Below are 15,801 nucleotides of genomic sequence, written 5' to 3'. Positions count from 1 at the left end.
GTGAAAACAACCATCCTGACCACACGATAAACGAAAAAAGCCGTTCACGTTGCCATGAACGGCTTTTTTTGCAGAACCCGAAAGCCGATCAGTTTGAACCCGCCACTTTGGGCGCGTCTTCGTAGATCAGTAGGGGTTTCCCGTCGCCGTCAATCACGTTGTCGTCGATGATGACCTTGCTAACACCTTTCATCTGCGGCAAATCGTACATGACATCAAGCAACGCCTGTTCCAGGATGGAGCGCAGGCCGCGAGCGCCCGTCTTGCGACGGATCGCTTTACGTGCAACAGCCTGCAACGCAGCCGGGCGAATTTCGAGCTCGACGCGCTCCATATTGAACAGCTTGTGGTATTGCTTCACCAGAGCATTCTTCGGTTCGACGAGGATCTTCATCAACGCGACTTCGTCGAGTTTGCCGAGCGTAGCCACCACCGGCAGACGGCCGATCAGTTCAGGAATCAGACCGAACTTGATCAGATCTTCCGGCTCCACTTCGCGCAGCACTTCACCGGCGTCGCGGTCCTGCTTGCTCTTTACGCTTGCACCGAAGCCAATACCAGTTTTCTCGGTACGGTCGACGATGACTTTCTCGAGACCGTCGAATGCGCCACCGCAAATGAACAGAATATTGGTGGTGTCAACCTGGATGAAGTCCTGATTCGGATGCTTACGGCCACCCTGCGGCGGCACCGACGCCATCGTGCCTTCGACCAGTTTCAGCAGGGCCTGTTGCACGCCTTCGCCCGACACATCGCGGGTGATCGACGGGTTGTCGGACTTGCGGCTGATCTTGTCGATTTCGTCGATGTAGACAATGCCACGCTGGGCCTTGTCGACTTCGTAATTGCAATTCTGCAGCAGCTTCTGAATGATGTTCTCGACGTCTTCGCCGACGTAGCCGGCTTCCGTCAGCGTCGTTGCATCGGCAATGACGAACGGGACGTTCAGAAGGCGCGCGAGCGTCTGAGCAAGCAGGGTCTTGCCGGAACCGGTCGGGCCGATCAGCAGGATGTTGCTCTTGGACAGCTCGATCTCGTCCTTCTTGTCGAGGTGCTTGAGGCGCTTGTAGTGGTTGTACACCGCGACTGCGAGAATCTTCTTCGCGCGTTCCTGACCAATCACGTACTGGTCGAGGATTTCACGGATTTCCTGCGGACTCGGCAGATCGGACTTGGACAAGCCCGCCTCAATGCCCGCACCTGCAGCCTCATCGCGGATGATTTCGTTGCACAGGTCGATACATTCATCACAGATGAACACCGACGGGCCGGCAATCAGTTTTTTGACTTCATGCTGGCTCTTGCCGCAGAACGAGCAATACAACAGCTTTTCGCTGTTAGAACCTTTCTTGTCCGCCATAGATGTGTGAGCCTCCGGACACTCGATTACATGATACGCCGTTTGCCCCGGCCTCGCAGTTTGGGCGTGGCAGGGCTTGAGCCAAGGTGACGGCGTTTGCCGCAGGCACTCGGACGAGTCTTGATTATTTCACAACCGATCCGACGACGGCCTTGCCCCGTTTTGGGGCAAGGCCGCACCGGCGTTTCAGGGACACTTCAAGGACGCTTGTGCGCCACCTGGTCAACCAGACCGTAAGCTTGCGCGTCATCGCCGGACATGAAATTGTCGCGGTCGGTGTCGCGCGCAATACGCTCGACCGGCTGGCCGGTGTGGTGCGCGAGCAGATGATTCAGACGTTCCTTCAGGTACAGAATTTCACGCGCCTGGATTTCGATGTCCGACGCCTGGCCGCGCGCCCCGCCCAGCGGCTGGTGAATCATCACACGTGAATTCGGCAGCGCAAAGCGCTTGCCCTTCGCGCCCGCCGCCAGCAGGAACGCGCCCATACTGGCCGCGAGACCCATGCACAGCGTCGACACGTCCGGCTTGATGAACTGCATCGTGTCGTAGATCGCCATCCCGGCCGAAACCGAACCGCCCGGGCTGTTGATGTAGAAGCTGATGTCCTTGTCCGGGTTTTCACTTTCAAGGAACAACATCTGCGCGACGACGAGGTTGGCCGTCTGGTCGTTCACTTCGCCGACCAGGAACACGATGCGTTCCTTCAGCAGACGCGAATAGATGTCATACGAGCGCTCGCCCCGGCCGCTCGTTTCCACGACGATCGGCACCAGTCCGAGCGCCTGCGCTTCGAGATCCCGGGACGACTGGGAGGTCAACGTGTCCAGCATTTGGGCGCGAAAGGTCATGCAATGGATCCTTGTCTGGAAATATTCTAAATATTAGATGCTAGACAGGTGTGGTCGACGAGCCCGTATTCAAGTGCCCGATCAGTGCCAACGCGGCATGCGACGCAGTGTGAAACACGCCATGCAAAACGCACCGCACTTTCACAGCACAAAAAAACGGCGTGCGGGCCGTCGCTTCGACAGCCGGCACGCCGTTGCAGCGACGCTTACGCTTGCGCCGTTGCGCTTGCCAGTTCTTCGAAGCTTACTTCCTTGTCCGTCACCTTGGCCTTGCTGAGGACGAAATCGACGACGTTGGCTTCAACGACGTACGCTTCCATTTCTGCAAGACGCTGCTGGTTGGAATAATACCAGCGGACGACTTCCTTCGGGTCTTCGTAGCTTTTCGCGAATTCGTCGACTTCGGCACGAATCTGCTCCGGCTTGGCTTGCAGTTCGTTGGCCTTGACCAGCTCGGCCAGCACGAGGCCCAGCTTCACGCGGCGCTCAGCCTGTTCCTTGAACATTTCAGCCGGGATCGGTGCGTCAGCGGCGTTCGGCACGCCACGTTGCTCGAGGTCTTGACGCGCCATGCCGACCAGACGTTCCTGATCTTGTGCGATCAAGGCGGTCGGCACGTCGAGCTCCGAAATCTTCAGCAGCGCGTCCATCACCTGATTCTTGACGATGGCTTGCGTGCGGCGCTTCGCTTCGCGTTCGAGATTGTCTTTGATCTCAGCGCGCATCTTGACCAGATCGCCGTCTTCGATACCGAGCGACTTTGCGAATTCAGCGTCGATTTCCGGCAGATGCGGCCACTCGATCTTCTTCATCGTGATCGTGAATTGCGCAGTCTTACCGGCGACGTCCTTGCCGTGGTAGTCAGCCGGGAAAGCCAGGTCGAATTCCTTCGATGCGCCGACCGCGAGACCCAGCGCTGCCTTTTCGAATTCCGGCAGCATGCGGCCTTCGCCCAGCACGAATGCGAAGTCGTCAGCACTGCCGCCCTGGAACACTTCACCGTCGATCTTGCCGACGAAGTCGACCGTCACGCGGTCGCCGTCTTTAGCCGCCGTGTCCGCGCCGCCGTCGCCATGCTCGCCGGCTTCGCCGCGAGCGTGGAAGTGCACGCGCTGCTTGCGCAGGATGTCCAGCGTGCGGTCGATTTCCGCTTCGCTGATGGTGGTCGTGGTGCGTTCGATTTCAGCCGTGCCGACGTCGCCCAGCTTCACTTCCGGATACACCTCGAATGTCGCGTCGAACGCGTAGTCGCCTTCAGCAGCGTCGGCCTTCGGCGCGAAGCTCGGCTGACCGGCAACGCGCAGGTTTTCGGCGCGACTGATGTCGAAAAATTCCTTGCCGACCTTGTCGCTCAGCACTTCAGCTTCAACCTGGCCCGAATACTGTTGCGTCACCATCTTGAGCGGCACCTTGCCCGGGCGGAAACCCGGCATGCGCACGTTCTTTGCCAGTTGGCGGATACGCGAGTCCACTTCCTTCTGCACGGTGTCCTTCGGCAGGGAAATCGTTACGCGGCGTTCGAGCTTGCCGAGGTTTTCAACAACGTTAGCCATGGCTTCAATCGTCCTAAAATTATTCGAGCGAATCAGTTATCTTCTCCGTGCCGCTTTTCGATGTCGCGTTTGCGTCGTCTGGCATCGATTGCGCGCCTGCGCCGCGGGCTTGCAGGCCGCCGGCAGCACGGTTGGGTCCAAAGAGCCGAATATTTTAGCAAACTATTTGCACGCTTAGCCGGGATTCGATGATTGCGCGCGCTTTTATCGGCGTTCGAGCCGTTTTCCGCGCTGTTTTTCGCCAGTTTGCAGGTTGCCTGGCGGCTGTTCGCTGACCGCTTCACGCCCAGCCCCTGCCAGTTTTCAGCCCACTTACGGCATCTTAACGAGCCCTTTCGCCTGCCGCGCTGCCGCCGGAAGCGCCCGCATTACCGAGCGTCGCGCCCGCCGCCCGCGTTCGCACGGATGGATCCCGCACGTGTCTTCACGGACAATCCCGGCTATGCCGTTCGACATATTCAGTCGGCGCGCCCATGCTGATAAGCTTACGGACGCGCTCGTGGCTGCGCCCGCATCTGGTCAATTCACCCGCCCTCGCAACGACTCCAACCATTCAGAGACACCATGCCGAATTTGCCGTCCTCGCCTGTCGTCGTCATTGCTCCCGATTCCTTCAAAGGTTCGCTCAGCGCGGAACAGGTCGCGCAGGCGATTGCGTCCGGCATCCAGCGCGCCCGGCCGGACGCCAGCGTGCGCATCTGTCCGATGGCCGACGGCGGCGAAGGCACACTCGACGCCATGCTCACGAGCGGCGGCGAACGCCGCAAGCTGAGCGTGCGCGGCGCGGCCGGTCCGGTGCGCGAGGCACTCACGGGTCTGCTAGCGGACGGCAGTGCGATCATCGAAACAGCGGAAATCGTCGGTATTACCGATCCGGTCGGCATGGGCGTACCGGTCGAGGCGCGCAGCACGCGCGGCATGGGCGAAGCAATTCGCGCACTGCTCGATGCAGGCGTGCGGCGCTTTTTCGTCGCGCTCGGCGGCAGCAGCACGAACGACGGCGGCGCCGGCTTGCTGGCCGGCCTCGGGCTGAAACTTTTCGACGCACAGGACAAAGAACTCGACGCCACGCCCGAACAACTCGCGCGCGTGGCGCGCCTCGACGTGTCGCAACTTGACGCGCGTCTCGCGGACACACAATTCGTCGGCATGTCAGACGTGGATAATCCCCTGACCGGCGATCACGGCGCAACCGCGGTGTTCGGTCCGCAAAAAGGTGTGAAGCCGGAGCAGGTTGCCCCGATCGACGCCGCCCTCGCCCGCTTCGCCGATCTGCTCGAAGCGGCGCTGGGACGCACGGCACGCGACCAACCTGGCGCGGGTGCGGCCGGCGGCCTCGGCTTTGCGCTGCACATGCTCGGCGCGCAGTTCGAGCCGGGCGCGGAAACCGTCGCGCGCCAGATCGGTCTGGACGCGGCGCTTGAGGGCGCGAACTGGCTGATCACCGGCGAAGGCCGCTCGGACGTGCAAACGCTGCATGGCAAGGCGCCGTTCATCGCGTGCCGTCATGCGCAGGCAGCGGGCGTGCCGGCCACGCTGCTCTCCGGCGCGGTTGACTCCGCGGCGCTCCCGCGCCTCGCCGAATACTTCAGTGGCTGCTTCTCTCCGGCCCCGGGGCCGATCACGCTCGAGGTTGCGATTCGCGACGCGGCGCGTTTGCTGGCGGACGCGGCCGAACAGTTGACGCGCCTGAAATACGGCGCGCGTTGACCGGCGGAACGGTTGCGGCAACAATCACTGCGCCACGACCGCGCCACTCATCACGGGAAGACAATGAAGGCCTCCGCCAGAACCGGACTCGAACAGTTCCTCACGTACCGTCTGCACGTCCTGAACAAACTCGCCGAGCGTGGCATCAGCGAGCGCTATCAGGACAAACTGGGCGTGACATTGCCTGAAGCAAGGGTGGTGGCGTCGGTGGGTTCGTTCGGACCGTTTTCGATCATGGAACTGGCGCGGCACGCCAACCTCGACAAGAGTCAGGCGAGCCGTGCCGCTGAGGCGTTGATCAAGCAAGGACTCGTGAAGCGTGAGCCGAGCGCCGAAGACGGCCGCGTCGTGCTGGTGTCGCTGACCCCTGAAGGCCGCGCGCTCTATCGCAAGGTGATGCCGATCGCGCGTAAATGGAACGGGGATATGTTCGACTGCCTCGACGAACAGGAAAAACTCGCGTTCGGCGAAGCGCTGGACAAGATCATCAACACGATGTCGGAGCGCGAGGAGTAAGTAACGGCGCGCAGCCGCGGGGTGCCCGCGCCATGCACTCACCTGGCGCCGCGCGATCGCTCTGTGCAGCGCGGATTCCCCGGCTGCAGGCAGCCCCTCGGCACGTTCCAGTTGCACGGTTTCCTGCAATCCTCTACGCCGAAATACGCTCGCACCGAAGTCACTTCTTTTCGGTGCTTTGACCGTCAGCGCTGGCGGTGCCTGCGTCCTTGGCTGTAGCGCTCGCGGCGCCTGCCGCGCCGAGCGCATCACCTGCCAATCCGGCATCGCCGGCCGCTCCAGCCACTCCACCGCCGCCGTCGGCCACGCCACCAGCCCGACCCCCGGCCTGCCCCTGAGCGCCACGCGCGAGCCGCCAGGCGATTGCACCGAGCGAGCCGACGGCCAGCAACAAAGCGGCCCACAACATATAGCGCCGCATTGCGTCAGGGTCTTTGCCCGATGACTGCGCATCGGTTTCCTGCCCAACGGGAAGTTCCTCACCCAGTCGCGCCGCCACGGCAACCGACGAAGCACCCATCAGCAGGTCCGCCCGGCTCACTGCCGACGACACCGCAGCCGCACTCCCCACCACCAGCGTGAACGGCGCAGCGCCGCGCGCGACGAAAGTGAGCGTCGCCGGACGCCAGCCCGCGGCGACGCTCAACGCGCCGCTGCCCAAACCGCCATTGCGCGTGTCGACCACCACGCGCCATTGACGATCCGTGTCGGGCGCCATTTCAAGCGATGGATTGCTCTGCTCCACCGTGCCGTTGTGCAAGCGGAACAGCATCGCGCTCGATACCTCTCGCCACGCCGTCTCCAGACCCGAGCGCGAATAGACGACGGCTGGCGCCACGGTATTTGGCTGCGGGAGATTCAGGCGCAAACGATCGACGGGATAAGGCCCCCCGGTCTCGAAGAAATACTCGCCGGCTTTCGGCCCCGGACGTGCCACGATACCTTCGCGCCATTGCCGTTGCATATCCGCGCGCTGCGCCGCGCCGGCGCTGGCCACCTGCACCTGAGCGTCGATCGATTCGACATACGGCGCGCCGTCGAGCCAGTGCAAGCGCAGATAACGCGCGCGCATCCCGTTGAGCTCGATGCGATCCTGGCTCAACGTGCTGCCGTTGTAGCTGACCTTGAGCAGTTGCGCCTCGCCCGCGGGTTGCCAGTTGCGCAGATCGTCACTCGACTCGACGCTGACGCGCCCCTGGTAATTGTCGTCGCGCACATGAACAACCAAGGCATCGACCCGAGCTTCGCCCCGCGCCTCGCGCGCGACATCGATCAGGTCGGTGTCATGTTGTGCGCGATCGGGCGGCGCCGATGTTGCCCGTAGCGATCCGTCCGCGGCAATCGTCACGCCGAGTGGCGCACCGGTGCCGCCGGAAGCGGCGGGCGGCAAGGGAAACCAGTGCACCGTTCGCAATGTGGCCGGTGCGCGGGCCGACTCATGTGGCGCGTCGAGCGAATAAGGTACAGGTTCGCCGGCGCCATTGAACACGCGCACATCGCCGAGATCGTTGCGCTGGCTGGCAGCGTACACGGCAGCCGGCAGCGGCACGCTGTAATAGGCGGCGCCGCTTTCGAGTTCGAGCGCAAAACGATGGGCAAAACGATCGGCCGCTACCGCCGCCATCGATACCCACACAGACGAGATTGCAAGACACCACCCCGTCGCTATCAGGACACGCTTCATTGCTCAGTTTCCAGAACTGCCGCTTTGGGCGGCAACGGCGAGAAGTAGCCGATCAACAGCAGCATCACGCCGATACCGATGAACGATACGATCCGTTCGATACCCGTCACGTGCGACAAATCGAACAGGAACAGCTTGACGACGGTCGCCGCCAGCAGGCCGCCGCCGATGAACCATAATATGCGGCTCGCCCGGCGCGTAGCCCAGATCATCATAGCCAGCGCGCAGACCGTCCAGAACACCGATACCGAAGCCTGCACGAACATCGAGTGTGACATCTCGTCGAGCTGGTATGGGACGCCGATCCAATGATGCAGCGTGCGCAGCAGCAATGCGTTGAACCATAGGAACAGCGTCGCGAGCACCGCGTAGTCGAAAGCCCGCGGATGCCAGTGCACACCGAGTGCGCGCAGCCGCCGCAGCCACACGGCGCAGGCGATGAACGCGAGGATTTGCGCCACATCCAGCGGATTGAGAATCGGTAGCCAGAAGAGCGGCGCGGCGCTGCCGTCGCTCGTCACGCTCGCGATGCTCCACGCCCACAGCAAGGCGGCGAGCGGCGCCGCTGCCCACACCTGATAGGCCGTTACGAAACGCTCGACCGGCCAGCCCAAACGGTGCCCGATGCCCGCCACCAACAGCAGCAGAATGCCGAAGCCATAAGCCCACGCGCTCCAGCTCCATGTGCCTTCCGGCACGTAAGCGCGCAAGCCCCAATAGCCTTCGAGCGCGATGAGCGCGCCGGCTGTCCAGAACATCAGTGTATGAAGCGGCGCAAGCACACGATCGCCGACTTCGCGCTGCTGACGCCACAGCAGCAGGTAGGTGGACGCTGCGACAACCGCGCAAACCAGCCAACCGTAGCCGCTGACCGGCGCCATGCTCAACATGAACAGACTCAAGGTCAGCAGAGCGAGAACCGGCACGAGCGCCAGAGCAGGCAGTCCGGCGAGCGGCCAACGCAGCTTGCGGCGCGCGCCATGCGCGAGCCACGCTGTCAGAACGGCAAACAGCGCGATGACTGCGGCCTCGAAACGATCGCGGTCATACGCAAGATGCGCCTGCCCGTACGCGTCGATTTCGTGGAGACCGCCAGAGACCCACCACAACAACCCCCACATGCTGGCGACAAGGCCGATCTGCGGCATCCATGCGTGCCAAGCGCCCGCCTCGCTGCGCCCATGCAACCGCCATCCTGTGAAGATGCCCGCGACCGCGATCAGCACGCTCGCGATGTACGCGCCGTTGAGGATCGGCCAGGCATGCGCGGCATCGATCTGCGCGAGCGTGCCGACCACATACGCGCCCGCCGCGGCCAGTTGCATCAGCAAGCCGAAGCCAAACGCGATCAAACGCCGCTGACGCACCGCGAGCCAGGTGATCGCGGCGCCTTCGATTGCCCAGGTCGCGCTCGTGGTCGGTCCGGTGAACGCGAGCGGGACAGCGAGCGTGGCGAAGATCACGGCCAGCGCCAGCATGGCTTCGAACATCATGCCGAGGTGCACGCGCCGCCGCGCCAGCCAGCCCGCGATCGCGAGGTAGAACGCGGCCAGCGCCACCGCGCTCCATGCAAGACCGAATTCGGTGCCTTTCATCAGCGCCGCTTGCAGACCGATCGCGACGAGCGGCGTGCCGAACACCAGCGTGCCGTCGACGTAATGCTTGAGCGCGACCTCGCGGCGCACCGCGTAGAGCAACGCGATGCCGACGTACATCAGGAAGAACAGGATCAGGAACGGTTCAGTGCTGGCAAGCAGCTCGGGCCGGTAAGCCGTCACGCCCCACGCGGCGCCGATCGAAAACGTGAACACGAAGCCGAGCAGATTGAGAGGCCGCCACGCCTTGAACCACGCAATCGCGAAAATGCCCGCGTTGAGTAGCGCGTAGTAGCTGAACAGCATCACGTGACTGCCGCCGCCCGTCGACAGGAGCACCGGCGCGAGGAAACCGCCCGCGCTGCCCATGAAGGCCAGCGACGACGCGTTCTGCCGCACGGCCAGAAACGCACTCAAGCCGCAGATCGCGATCATCAGCGGCAAGGCAGCGCCCGCCGGCAGCAGATGGTAGAGCCTGGTTGCGGCGAACACGGTCAGATAGAGCGCACCGACGCCACCGCCCTGCAAGATCAGTCCGTAGGCGCCGCGGCGCTCGCCGATGCGCCAGCCGAGTCCGATCAGGACGGTTGCGGCAAGCGCAACGCCGGCGAGGCGGAATTCGATCGGCAGCAGGCTGTTGTCGGCCGCGTATTTGAGCAGGAACGCAATGCCGAAGAACAGCACGACGATGCCGACCCGCACAACCGTGTTGCCGCCTAATAGCCAGTCGCGGCCACTTTTGAAGAGGCGTTCGGCGAGATTGGGACGGCGCGGCGGTGCGGGCGGGGTTGGCGCCGGCAGTTGTTCGGTGGAAAGCGCGGGCCCGGCGGACGGCGACAACGTCATCGGGCTGGGTGGCTGAGCATTCTGCTTGCTCGATGCACCCGAGGCGCTCGATGCAGGCGTGCCGGCCAACACCGGCGGCGTGACCGCAGTGGCGCTCGCCGCCGGGCGCACGGCGGCTGGTTGCGCTGGCATTGCCTCGGCCTCGCGGCGCGGCTTCTGCCCCGTCGCGGGCGGCATCGCGTACGGGCGCGGCACGACGTCGGCCGGACGCAATTTGAACGTCGCAGGCTCGCCATCCACGCTTTCAGTCGCCGATGCACCGGTGACGCTGGCCCGCAATTCGTGGATTTCGCCGCGCAGAGCAACGATCTCGCGCTCAAGTTGCTCGACGCGCGCGGCCAGTGTGCCGGATGGGCTGGCGGTCCGGCTCAAGCTATCGGCCGCAGCCGGCTGGGACGCGGGTTCGTTCGCGGCGCCCGGACGTCTCTTTTGCAACAGCCGTGCGAGCGCAACGCCAGCCACCCCACCCACCAATGCACCGAAGCCGATCGAGAAATCGTTCGACACGGCGGCGATTATCCCGACCACCACGCCGATCACGGCAAATATCACGCTCATCGCATCCCTCTTTTATTGTCTTCTGTTGCGAGATCCATTTGTCGCTCGAATTAATCCGCGAATATCGCGTCAGCAATACGGCGAAAATCGGCGCGCAGAATACCACGTAAAGCGCGCTTTTTAGCCATCGGGCGAGCGCAGTCGGATCGTCACGCTTATTTGCCGATGCATATCGGTTTTTCCCAACTTTGCGCTGCTTATTTCCCTGGATTAATCCACGAATGTGCTGGCATGAGCGCAAGCTGCATTAACAATCTACGCAATATGCGTGACAACGGATACCACCTTATCTCGGGCGCAGCTCGATGGGCACATCGATTACCTGAGCAAACCGGGCAGCGGTGTCCAACTCCGTATTGTTTAATCGACTGACTGCGCTGAAAACCATCGTCACGCTTCGAACACGGCAGGCCCGGCGAGGCATCCGCGTTCGCGGCAACCCGCCAACCATGTCAAAATTCGGGATCGGCCACCAGGCCTTCAGTCACCCCCATTTCATCCAGGGAAGCTTCAGTGGACATCAACAAACAGGTAGCGGCCCTCACCGCCTCAGAACTTCAAACCGCCGGCGCGAGCCAGGCGACGGCGATCGCCGTCAGCGTGCTGCTGCGTCATCTGCGCTCGCCTGAGCTGGCAAAGCTGTTGTCGTCGGCGTTCGAAAACCACCAGGCGGTCATGCTGCAAACGCCGTGGCCCGATCCGATGCTGCAGGCGTTCGAATCGACCCGCCGCTTTCTCGAAGGCGCCGTGCAAGCCGAGTTGCCAGGCACACAAGCCGAACCGCAACCGCCAGCACCGGACGCCTGAGCGCGGCCGGGCACGCGAGGCCTGGCGCCAGGTCATACGAAAAACAAAAAACCCCGTCAGTCCAAAGACTTAACGGGGTTCTCTGCTACATAGGCTTGGTGCGAGGGAGGGGACTCGAACCCCTACACCCTTGCGGGCGTCAGGACCTAAACCTGGTGCGTCTACCAATTTCGCCACCCTCGCAGCCGGGCAAAGCGCTGTGCGTTCCGCCCGATGTCCTGCATGCCCACGGCCGCGTTAAAATCCGCGCCCGAAAGCGTAAGCGCGAGATTCTAACCGATTGATTCGCACTTGTCTGCATTTGCTCGTGCATCGGCCTGCGGGGCGTCGATGCTACAATTTTTGGCTAAACGCACGCCCGACGTGCCCCTGTTCGCCTGCCCTTCCCCACATTCCTATCCCGTGAATTTCGACGAATACTGCCAGCAGAAAGCGACGCCGCCCGGATCGAGCACTTACTATGCGCTTCGGCAGGCGCCCGCGGCAAGCCAACCGCTCCTGACCGCGCTGTTCGCGCTGCGTCGCGAGTTCGAGGAAACCGTTAAGGAAACCAGCGATCCCGCCATCGGCCGCACCAAACTCGCGTGGTGGCAAAACGAGCTCGCCGCGCTCGCGTCGGGCTCACCGTCACATCCGGTTTCCAAGGCGCTGGCGGCTTATCTGCCTAACGTAGAGGCCGAATATCCCGAGTTGCAGGCGTTGCTCGCCGGTTTCGAAATGGACCTCGACCAGGCGCGCTATCTCGACTACCCGAATCTGCGGCGCTATGTGCAAGGCGTCGGCGGCACCTTCGCGTCGCTGGTCGCGCGTGCTACGGCGAAAGACGGCGCACAGGCGTCGAACTGGTCCGCGCCGCTCGGTGAGGCGCTGCAGCTTGCGCAGTTCGTCGCCGAAACCGGTAATGATGCGCGCCACGGTCGCATCTATATCCCGATCGATGAGATGCAGCGTTTTAACGTCACCGCTGCGGATCTGATTAATCGGAAATATTCCGACGCGTTTACCGAGTTGATGCGCTTCGAGACCAAGCGGGCGCGCGACGCGTTACAAGCAGCGCTCGCCGCCATGCCCGCGAATGAGCGCCGCTCGCAGCGCACCTTGGTGGCGCAGGCGGCACTCGCCCTGGCGCTGCTGGATGAAATCGAGCGTGACGGTTATCACGTGCTGCATCAGCGCATTGCATTGACGCCGATCCGCAAACTCTGGATCGCATGGCGCGCGAGGTAAACGGCCGGCACCTCATGCTGATAAGCCAACGCCGTCCGTCATCAGACGCGCAGTAACGGCAGCGGCTCGAACCGCTGCTGCAGGATCGCGGACGCGTCGAGTCCCCACCACGGTCCGAGCACGGTCGCGTAGAGTTGCTGAAAATCGACGCCGACCGGCAAGTTGCCATTGCCATCGAGCCGCGCGAGCACCGGCGGCACGCCGTACAAACCGCCCCGCACCCGCCCGCCCATGACGAAATGCGGCGCCACGGTGCCGTGGTCGGTGCCGTTGCTCTGATTCTCACGCGGGCGCCGGCCAAACTCGGCATAGGTCATCACCAGCGTCTCGTTCCAGCGGCCGAGTTCCACCAGCGCCGATTTCATCGACGCAAACCCATCGGCCAGTTGCTTGAGCAGAGCCGCCTGTTGACCCGGCTGATTCTGGTGCGTATCGAAACCGTTCAGCGTCAAACGGATCACCGCGACACCCTGCCCGCTCTTCGGCTGACCTTGCGGAGTATTCCCGGCAGCGAGCACCTGCATCGCCGTCTTGATTGAACCGCCGAACGCACCACCGGGAAACACCGTCTTCAATTGCGCCTGACCTTGTGTGGGACGCAGACGGTCGGCGGCTTTCACGATGTCGTTCTCGACGTCGAGAATGTGCGCCAATTCCGGATTGCGCTCGTGCAGCGACACGGGCGTGGCGAGACGCGAAGCCTTGACGAACTGCGCCGGATTGACCAGTGCGATCGCGCGTGCGCCGTTGGCGAGCGGTCCCATTTCGGCGCTGCCGATCACCACGCCGTCAGCGGCAAAACCAGCAGGCACCGGCGCCTGCGCGAACGCACGTGTGAGCCAGCCCTCGCGCAAATATTGATCCGAACGCGAAGCAGTGTCCCAGATCTCGATCGAGCGGAAATGCGACAGATTCGGCTGCGCGTAGCTGACGCCCTGCACGATCGCCAGTTGCTGGCTCTGCCAAAGCGGCATCAGCGGCTGCAACGACGGATGCAGCGCGGTGCGCTCGTCGAGCTGGATCGCCTGCCCGCGTTTGATGCCGATGTTTTTCCGCAGCTGATAGTAAGCGGGATCGGCAAATGGAATCACGGTATTCAAACCGTCGTTGCCGCCCTTCAGTTCGACGAGAATCAGCAGGTTGCCGTAACCTCGATTCGTCGAGCCGCCCACTTCTGCCGCCTGCGCAGCGAACGCGCGTGGCAACCAGAGCGTCGCGCTGGCGGCTGCACCCATCGAGAGAAAGCTGCGTCGTTTCATCCTGCACCTCGTTCGATTGTCATGGCGCGTGTCTTGGCATCGTCGACGGATCGTTTATTTGCGCGGCTCATCGGCGTTACACGGTTGAGCGGCTCAATTCCGTCGCGCTTCAGCGTTGCTCACTTCCTCACTTCAATTGATAAGCCGGGTCCATCAGCAACGCCTCCAGATAAGCGCTGGCGGTCGAATCGGTTTCGATCGCGTCGACCGGTGTGAGCGGCAAGACCGCGTGCTGCAACTGAAGCTCTGCCGACAGCCCCGGTTTCGCCGTCGGCGCGGTGTTGTAATGCGCAAGCCACGTGTCGATGTCAAAGCGTACGCCACCCTGGCCGGCCGGGCCGACACGCGCCATCGCGTGCTGCATCGGCGGACTCGTCTGCATATTGCCTGGTGCGCCGCTCGCCGCGATCTTCGCACCCACCGGATTGTTCATGCGCTGCGGACGGGCAGTTTCAGTCGCGCGAAACAGTTGCTCGACAAATTGCTTGCGCGCCAGCAGCGTCGAACTATTGATCCATATCGTACCGCCCGGCCATCCTTTGACGTTGGGCGGGTAGAACAGGTTCTCGCCGAGCGTACGGATCTGTGCGGCGAACGGTGCCGTGTTGTCGTAACCGATGTCAAACGCACGCAATGTCCCGACCACGAATTCCACCGGCGATTTCACGAGGACGCCGCGATCGCCGTCGTCCCAGAACCCGTCGCTCATGAAAAGGCCGCGCAGGGCGACCTTGATATCGTAATGACTCGCGCGGAACTGGGCGGCGATCGGCGCGATGCGCGCGGGGTCCGGTGTGTCGGAGACGAACTCACGCCACAGCTTGGTCGTGACGAAGGTCGCGGTTTCGGGTCGCGCAAGCAGGATATCGAGCACCTGATCGCCGTCGAACGGACCGGTTTGACCGAGCACGGTCTTGTCGCCATCGTCGTGCTGGTTGGCACGCCACACGTACGCCTGAGTGTCGGGATCGAGGCTCCATCCCGTGTAGGCACGCGCGGCTTCCGATACGTCGCGTTGTGTGTAGTGCCCTTCGCCCAGCGTGAACAGCTCCATGACTTCACGCGCGAAGTTTTCATTGGGCTTGCCCTTGCGATTGCTCGCACCATCGAGGTATTGCAGCATCGCCGGATCTTTCGCGACGTCGTGCAGCAGTTCGCCGAAGTTACCGAGCGCGTCACGGCGCAGCAGCATGTTCTGCTGCGCCATCTGTTGCGGATACTGGACCTTGTCCTGGCCGGACGTGAAGTGGTTGTGCCAGAAGAGCGTCATGCGCTCGGTGAGCGGCGACGGCGTGCCCAGCATCTCGCGCACCCACCACGCACGTAATAGTTCGTAACGCTGGCCGCGCAGCCGCTGCTCGTCGCGACGTTGATCGTCCGTCCATGTCTTGCGAATGTCACGCGTTGGGATGGGTTCGGGCACCCAGTCCGGCAGCGGCGTGACAGATTCGGTTCGGGCTGTCGCGAGCACCTTGTCGACCGCCTGCTCGCGTGTGAGGCCAACGTATTGCGCGACCTCGCCACTATCGGGCGCAAAGCCTACGCGCGTCAGGAAGAAGCGGGCGTCGTCGGCATCGAGAATATCCTGCTCGGCAGAAGAATCGGCCGAGGCTGCAACCGGCATGCGATGCGTGTTGCGGGGGACATGAGAGGCGCCCTGCTGCACGGCCGGCACCGGCGCACACCACGTCACGGCCACTAACGCCGTGGCCATGACTGCCAGCCAGCGCCCATTTTTACCGCCTGTCAGCACTTTCATCATCGGTCATCCGGTTGCGGGGCATCACGGAAAGGCATTCGCGCATGCGAAACGCGCTGTGCTCTGGCGACTCAAC

11 protein-coding genes and 1 tRNA gene are annotated in these 15,801 nt (G+C 62.9%); 4 read left to right on the top strand and 8 right to left on the bottom strand.

Annotated features, from left to right (window positions below; genetic code table 11):
- Positions 1-88: 88 nt before the first annotated feature.
- The 3 genes from clpX to tig all read right to left on the bottom strand — a co-directional run bounded on the left by clpX (position 89) and on the right by tig (position 3,764).
- Complete coding sequence (clpX, locus tag PQQ86_RS08655; protein WP_007182009.1) at positions 89-1,360, bottom strand: ATP-dependent Clp protease ATP-binding subunit ClpX; 1,272 nt, start codon at positions 1,358-1,360, stop codon at positions 89-91.
- A gap of 197 nt (positions 1,361-1,557) precedes the next feature.
- Positions 1,558-2,211: an ATP-dependent Clp endopeptidase proteolytic subunit ClpP gene (gene clpP, locus PQQ86_RS08650; protein ID WP_007182010.1), complete on the bottom strand. Its 654-nt coding sequence runs from the start codon at positions 2,209-2,211 to the stop codon at positions 1,558-1,560.
- Positions 2,212-2,417: 206 nt separating this feature from the next.
- Complete coding sequence (tig, locus tag PQQ86_RS08645) at positions 2,418-3,764, bottom strand: trigger factor (protein WP_408265771.1); 1,347 nt, start codon at positions 3,762-3,764, stop codon at positions 2,418-2,420.
- 564 nt (positions 3,765-4,328) lie between these two features.
- On the opposite strand from tig, the gene PQQ86_RS08640 reads away from it, so the two are divergent.
- Positions 4,329-5,474: a glycerate kinase gene (locus tag PQQ86_RS08640; protein WP_408265770.1), complete on the top strand. Its 1,146-nt coding sequence runs from the start codon at positions 4,329-4,331 to the stop codon at positions 5,472-5,474.
- A 63-nt stretch (positions 5,475-5,537) separates the two neighbouring features.
- Entirely contained in the window at positions 5,538-5,990 is a 453-nt protein-coding gene (locus PQQ86_RS08635; protein WP_054039525.1) for a MarR family winged helix-turn-helix transcriptional regulator, read from the top strand.
- A gap of 160 nt (positions 5,991-6,150) precedes the next feature.
- Here the strand turns inward: PQQ86_RS08635 and PQQ86_RS08630 are convergent, their stop codons facing one another.
- Positions 6,151-7,674: a DUF3999 domain-containing protein gene (locus tag PQQ86_RS08630; protein ID WP_408265769.1), complete on the bottom strand. Its 1,524-nt coding sequence runs from the start codon at positions 7,672-7,674 to the stop codon at positions 6,151-6,153.
- Entirely contained in the window at positions 7,671-10,673 is a 3,003-nt protein-coding gene (locus PQQ86_RS08625) for a DUF2339 domain-containing protein (protein ID WP_408265768.1), read from the bottom strand. Before PQQ86_RS08625 ends, PQQ86_RS08630 begins: the two co-directional genes overlap by 4 nt.
- Before the next feature lie 513 nt (positions 10,674-11,186).
- Between PQQ86_RS08625 and PQQ86_RS08620 the strand changes: the two genes are divergently transcribed.
- Positions 11,187-11,480 carry a hypothetical protein gene (locus PQQ86_RS08620; protein WP_408265767.1) on the top strand — a complete coding sequence of 98 codons (294 nt, stop codon included), beginning with the start codon at positions 11,187-11,189 and terminating at the stop codon, positions 11,478-11,480.
- A 96-nt stretch (positions 11,481-11,576) separates the two neighbouring features.
- Here PQQ86_RS08620 and PQQ86_RS08615 read toward each other — a convergent pair.
- Positions 11,577-11,663 (bottom strand) — tRNA-Leu (locus PQQ86_RS08615).
- A 219-nt stretch (positions 11,664-11,882) separates the two neighbouring features.
- Here PQQ86_RS08615 and PQQ86_RS08610 point away from each other — a divergent pair.
- On the top strand, positions 11,883-12,707 hold the full coding sequence (locus PQQ86_RS08610; protein ID WP_408270178.1) for a squalene/phytoene synthase family protein: 825 nt from the start codon (positions 11,883-11,885) through the stop codon (positions 12,705-12,707).
- A 41-nt stretch (positions 12,708-12,748) separates the two neighbouring features.
- Here the strand turns inward: PQQ86_RS08610 and PQQ86_RS08605 are convergent, their stop codons facing one another.
- Both PQQ86_RS08605 and PQQ86_RS08600 read right to left on the bottom strand, forming a co-directional pair.
- Positions 12,749-13,966: a DUF1501 domain-containing protein gene (locus tag PQQ86_RS08605; protein ID WP_408265766.1), complete on the bottom strand. Its 1,218-nt coding sequence runs from the start codon at positions 13,964-13,966 to the stop codon at positions 12,749-12,751.
- A 127-nt stretch (positions 13,967-14,093) separates the two neighbouring features.
- The gene (locus PQQ86_RS08600) at positions 14,094-15,590 is read right to left on the bottom strand and encodes a DUF1800 domain-containing protein (protein ID WP_408270175.1); all 1,497 of its coding nucleotides are present in this window, start codon (positions 15,588-15,590) and stop codon (positions 14,094-14,096) included.
- Positions 15,591-15,801: the final 211 nt, after the last annotated feature.

Origin of the sequence: Paraburkholderia sediminicola, from assembly GCF_046026675.1 — a bacterium.
Lineage (GTDB): Bacteria > Pseudomonadota > Gammaproteobacteria > Burkholderiales > Burkholderiaceae > Paraburkholderia > Paraburkholderia sediminicola_F.
Note: the sequence above shows the minus strand (reverse complement) of the source record. Positions and strands in the feature narration are given on the sequence as shown.

Coding starts and splice junctions, on each gene's coding strand:
- PQQ86_RS08640 (WP_408265770.1), top strand. CDS start 4,329: ATGCCGAATTTGCCGTCCTCGCCTGTCGTCGTCATTGCTCCCGATTCC.
- clpX (WP_007182009.1), bottom strand. CDS start 1,360: ATGGCGGACAAGAAAGGTTCTAACAGCGAAAAGCTGTTGTATTGCTCG.
- tig (WP_408265771.1), bottom strand. CDS start 3,764: ATGGCTAACGTTGTTGAAAACCTCGGCAAGCTCGAACGCCGCGTAACG.
- clpP (WP_007182010.1), bottom strand. CDS start 2,211: ATGACCTTTCGCGCCCAAATGCTGGACACGTTGACCTCCCAGTCGTCC.
- PQQ86_RS08635 (WP_054039525.1), top strand. CDS start 5,538: ATGAAGGCCTCCGCCAGAACCGGACTCGAACAGTTCCTCACGTACCGT.
- PQQ86_RS08605 (WP_408265766.1), bottom strand. CDS start 13,966: ATGAAACGACGCAGCTTTCTCTCGATGGGTGCAGCCGCCAGCGCGACG.
- PQQ86_RS08630 (WP_408265769.1), bottom strand. CDS start 7,674: ATGAAGCGTGTCCTGATAGCGACGGGGTGGTGTCTTGCAATCTCGTCT.
- PQQ86_RS08625 (WP_408265768.1), bottom strand. CDS start 10,673: ATGAGCGTGATATTTGCCGTGATCGGCGTGGTGGTCGGGATAATCGCC.
- PQQ86_RS08600 (WP_408270175.1), bottom strand. CDS start 15,590: ATGCCGGTTGCAGCCTCGGCCGATTCTTCTGCCGAGCAGGATATTCTC.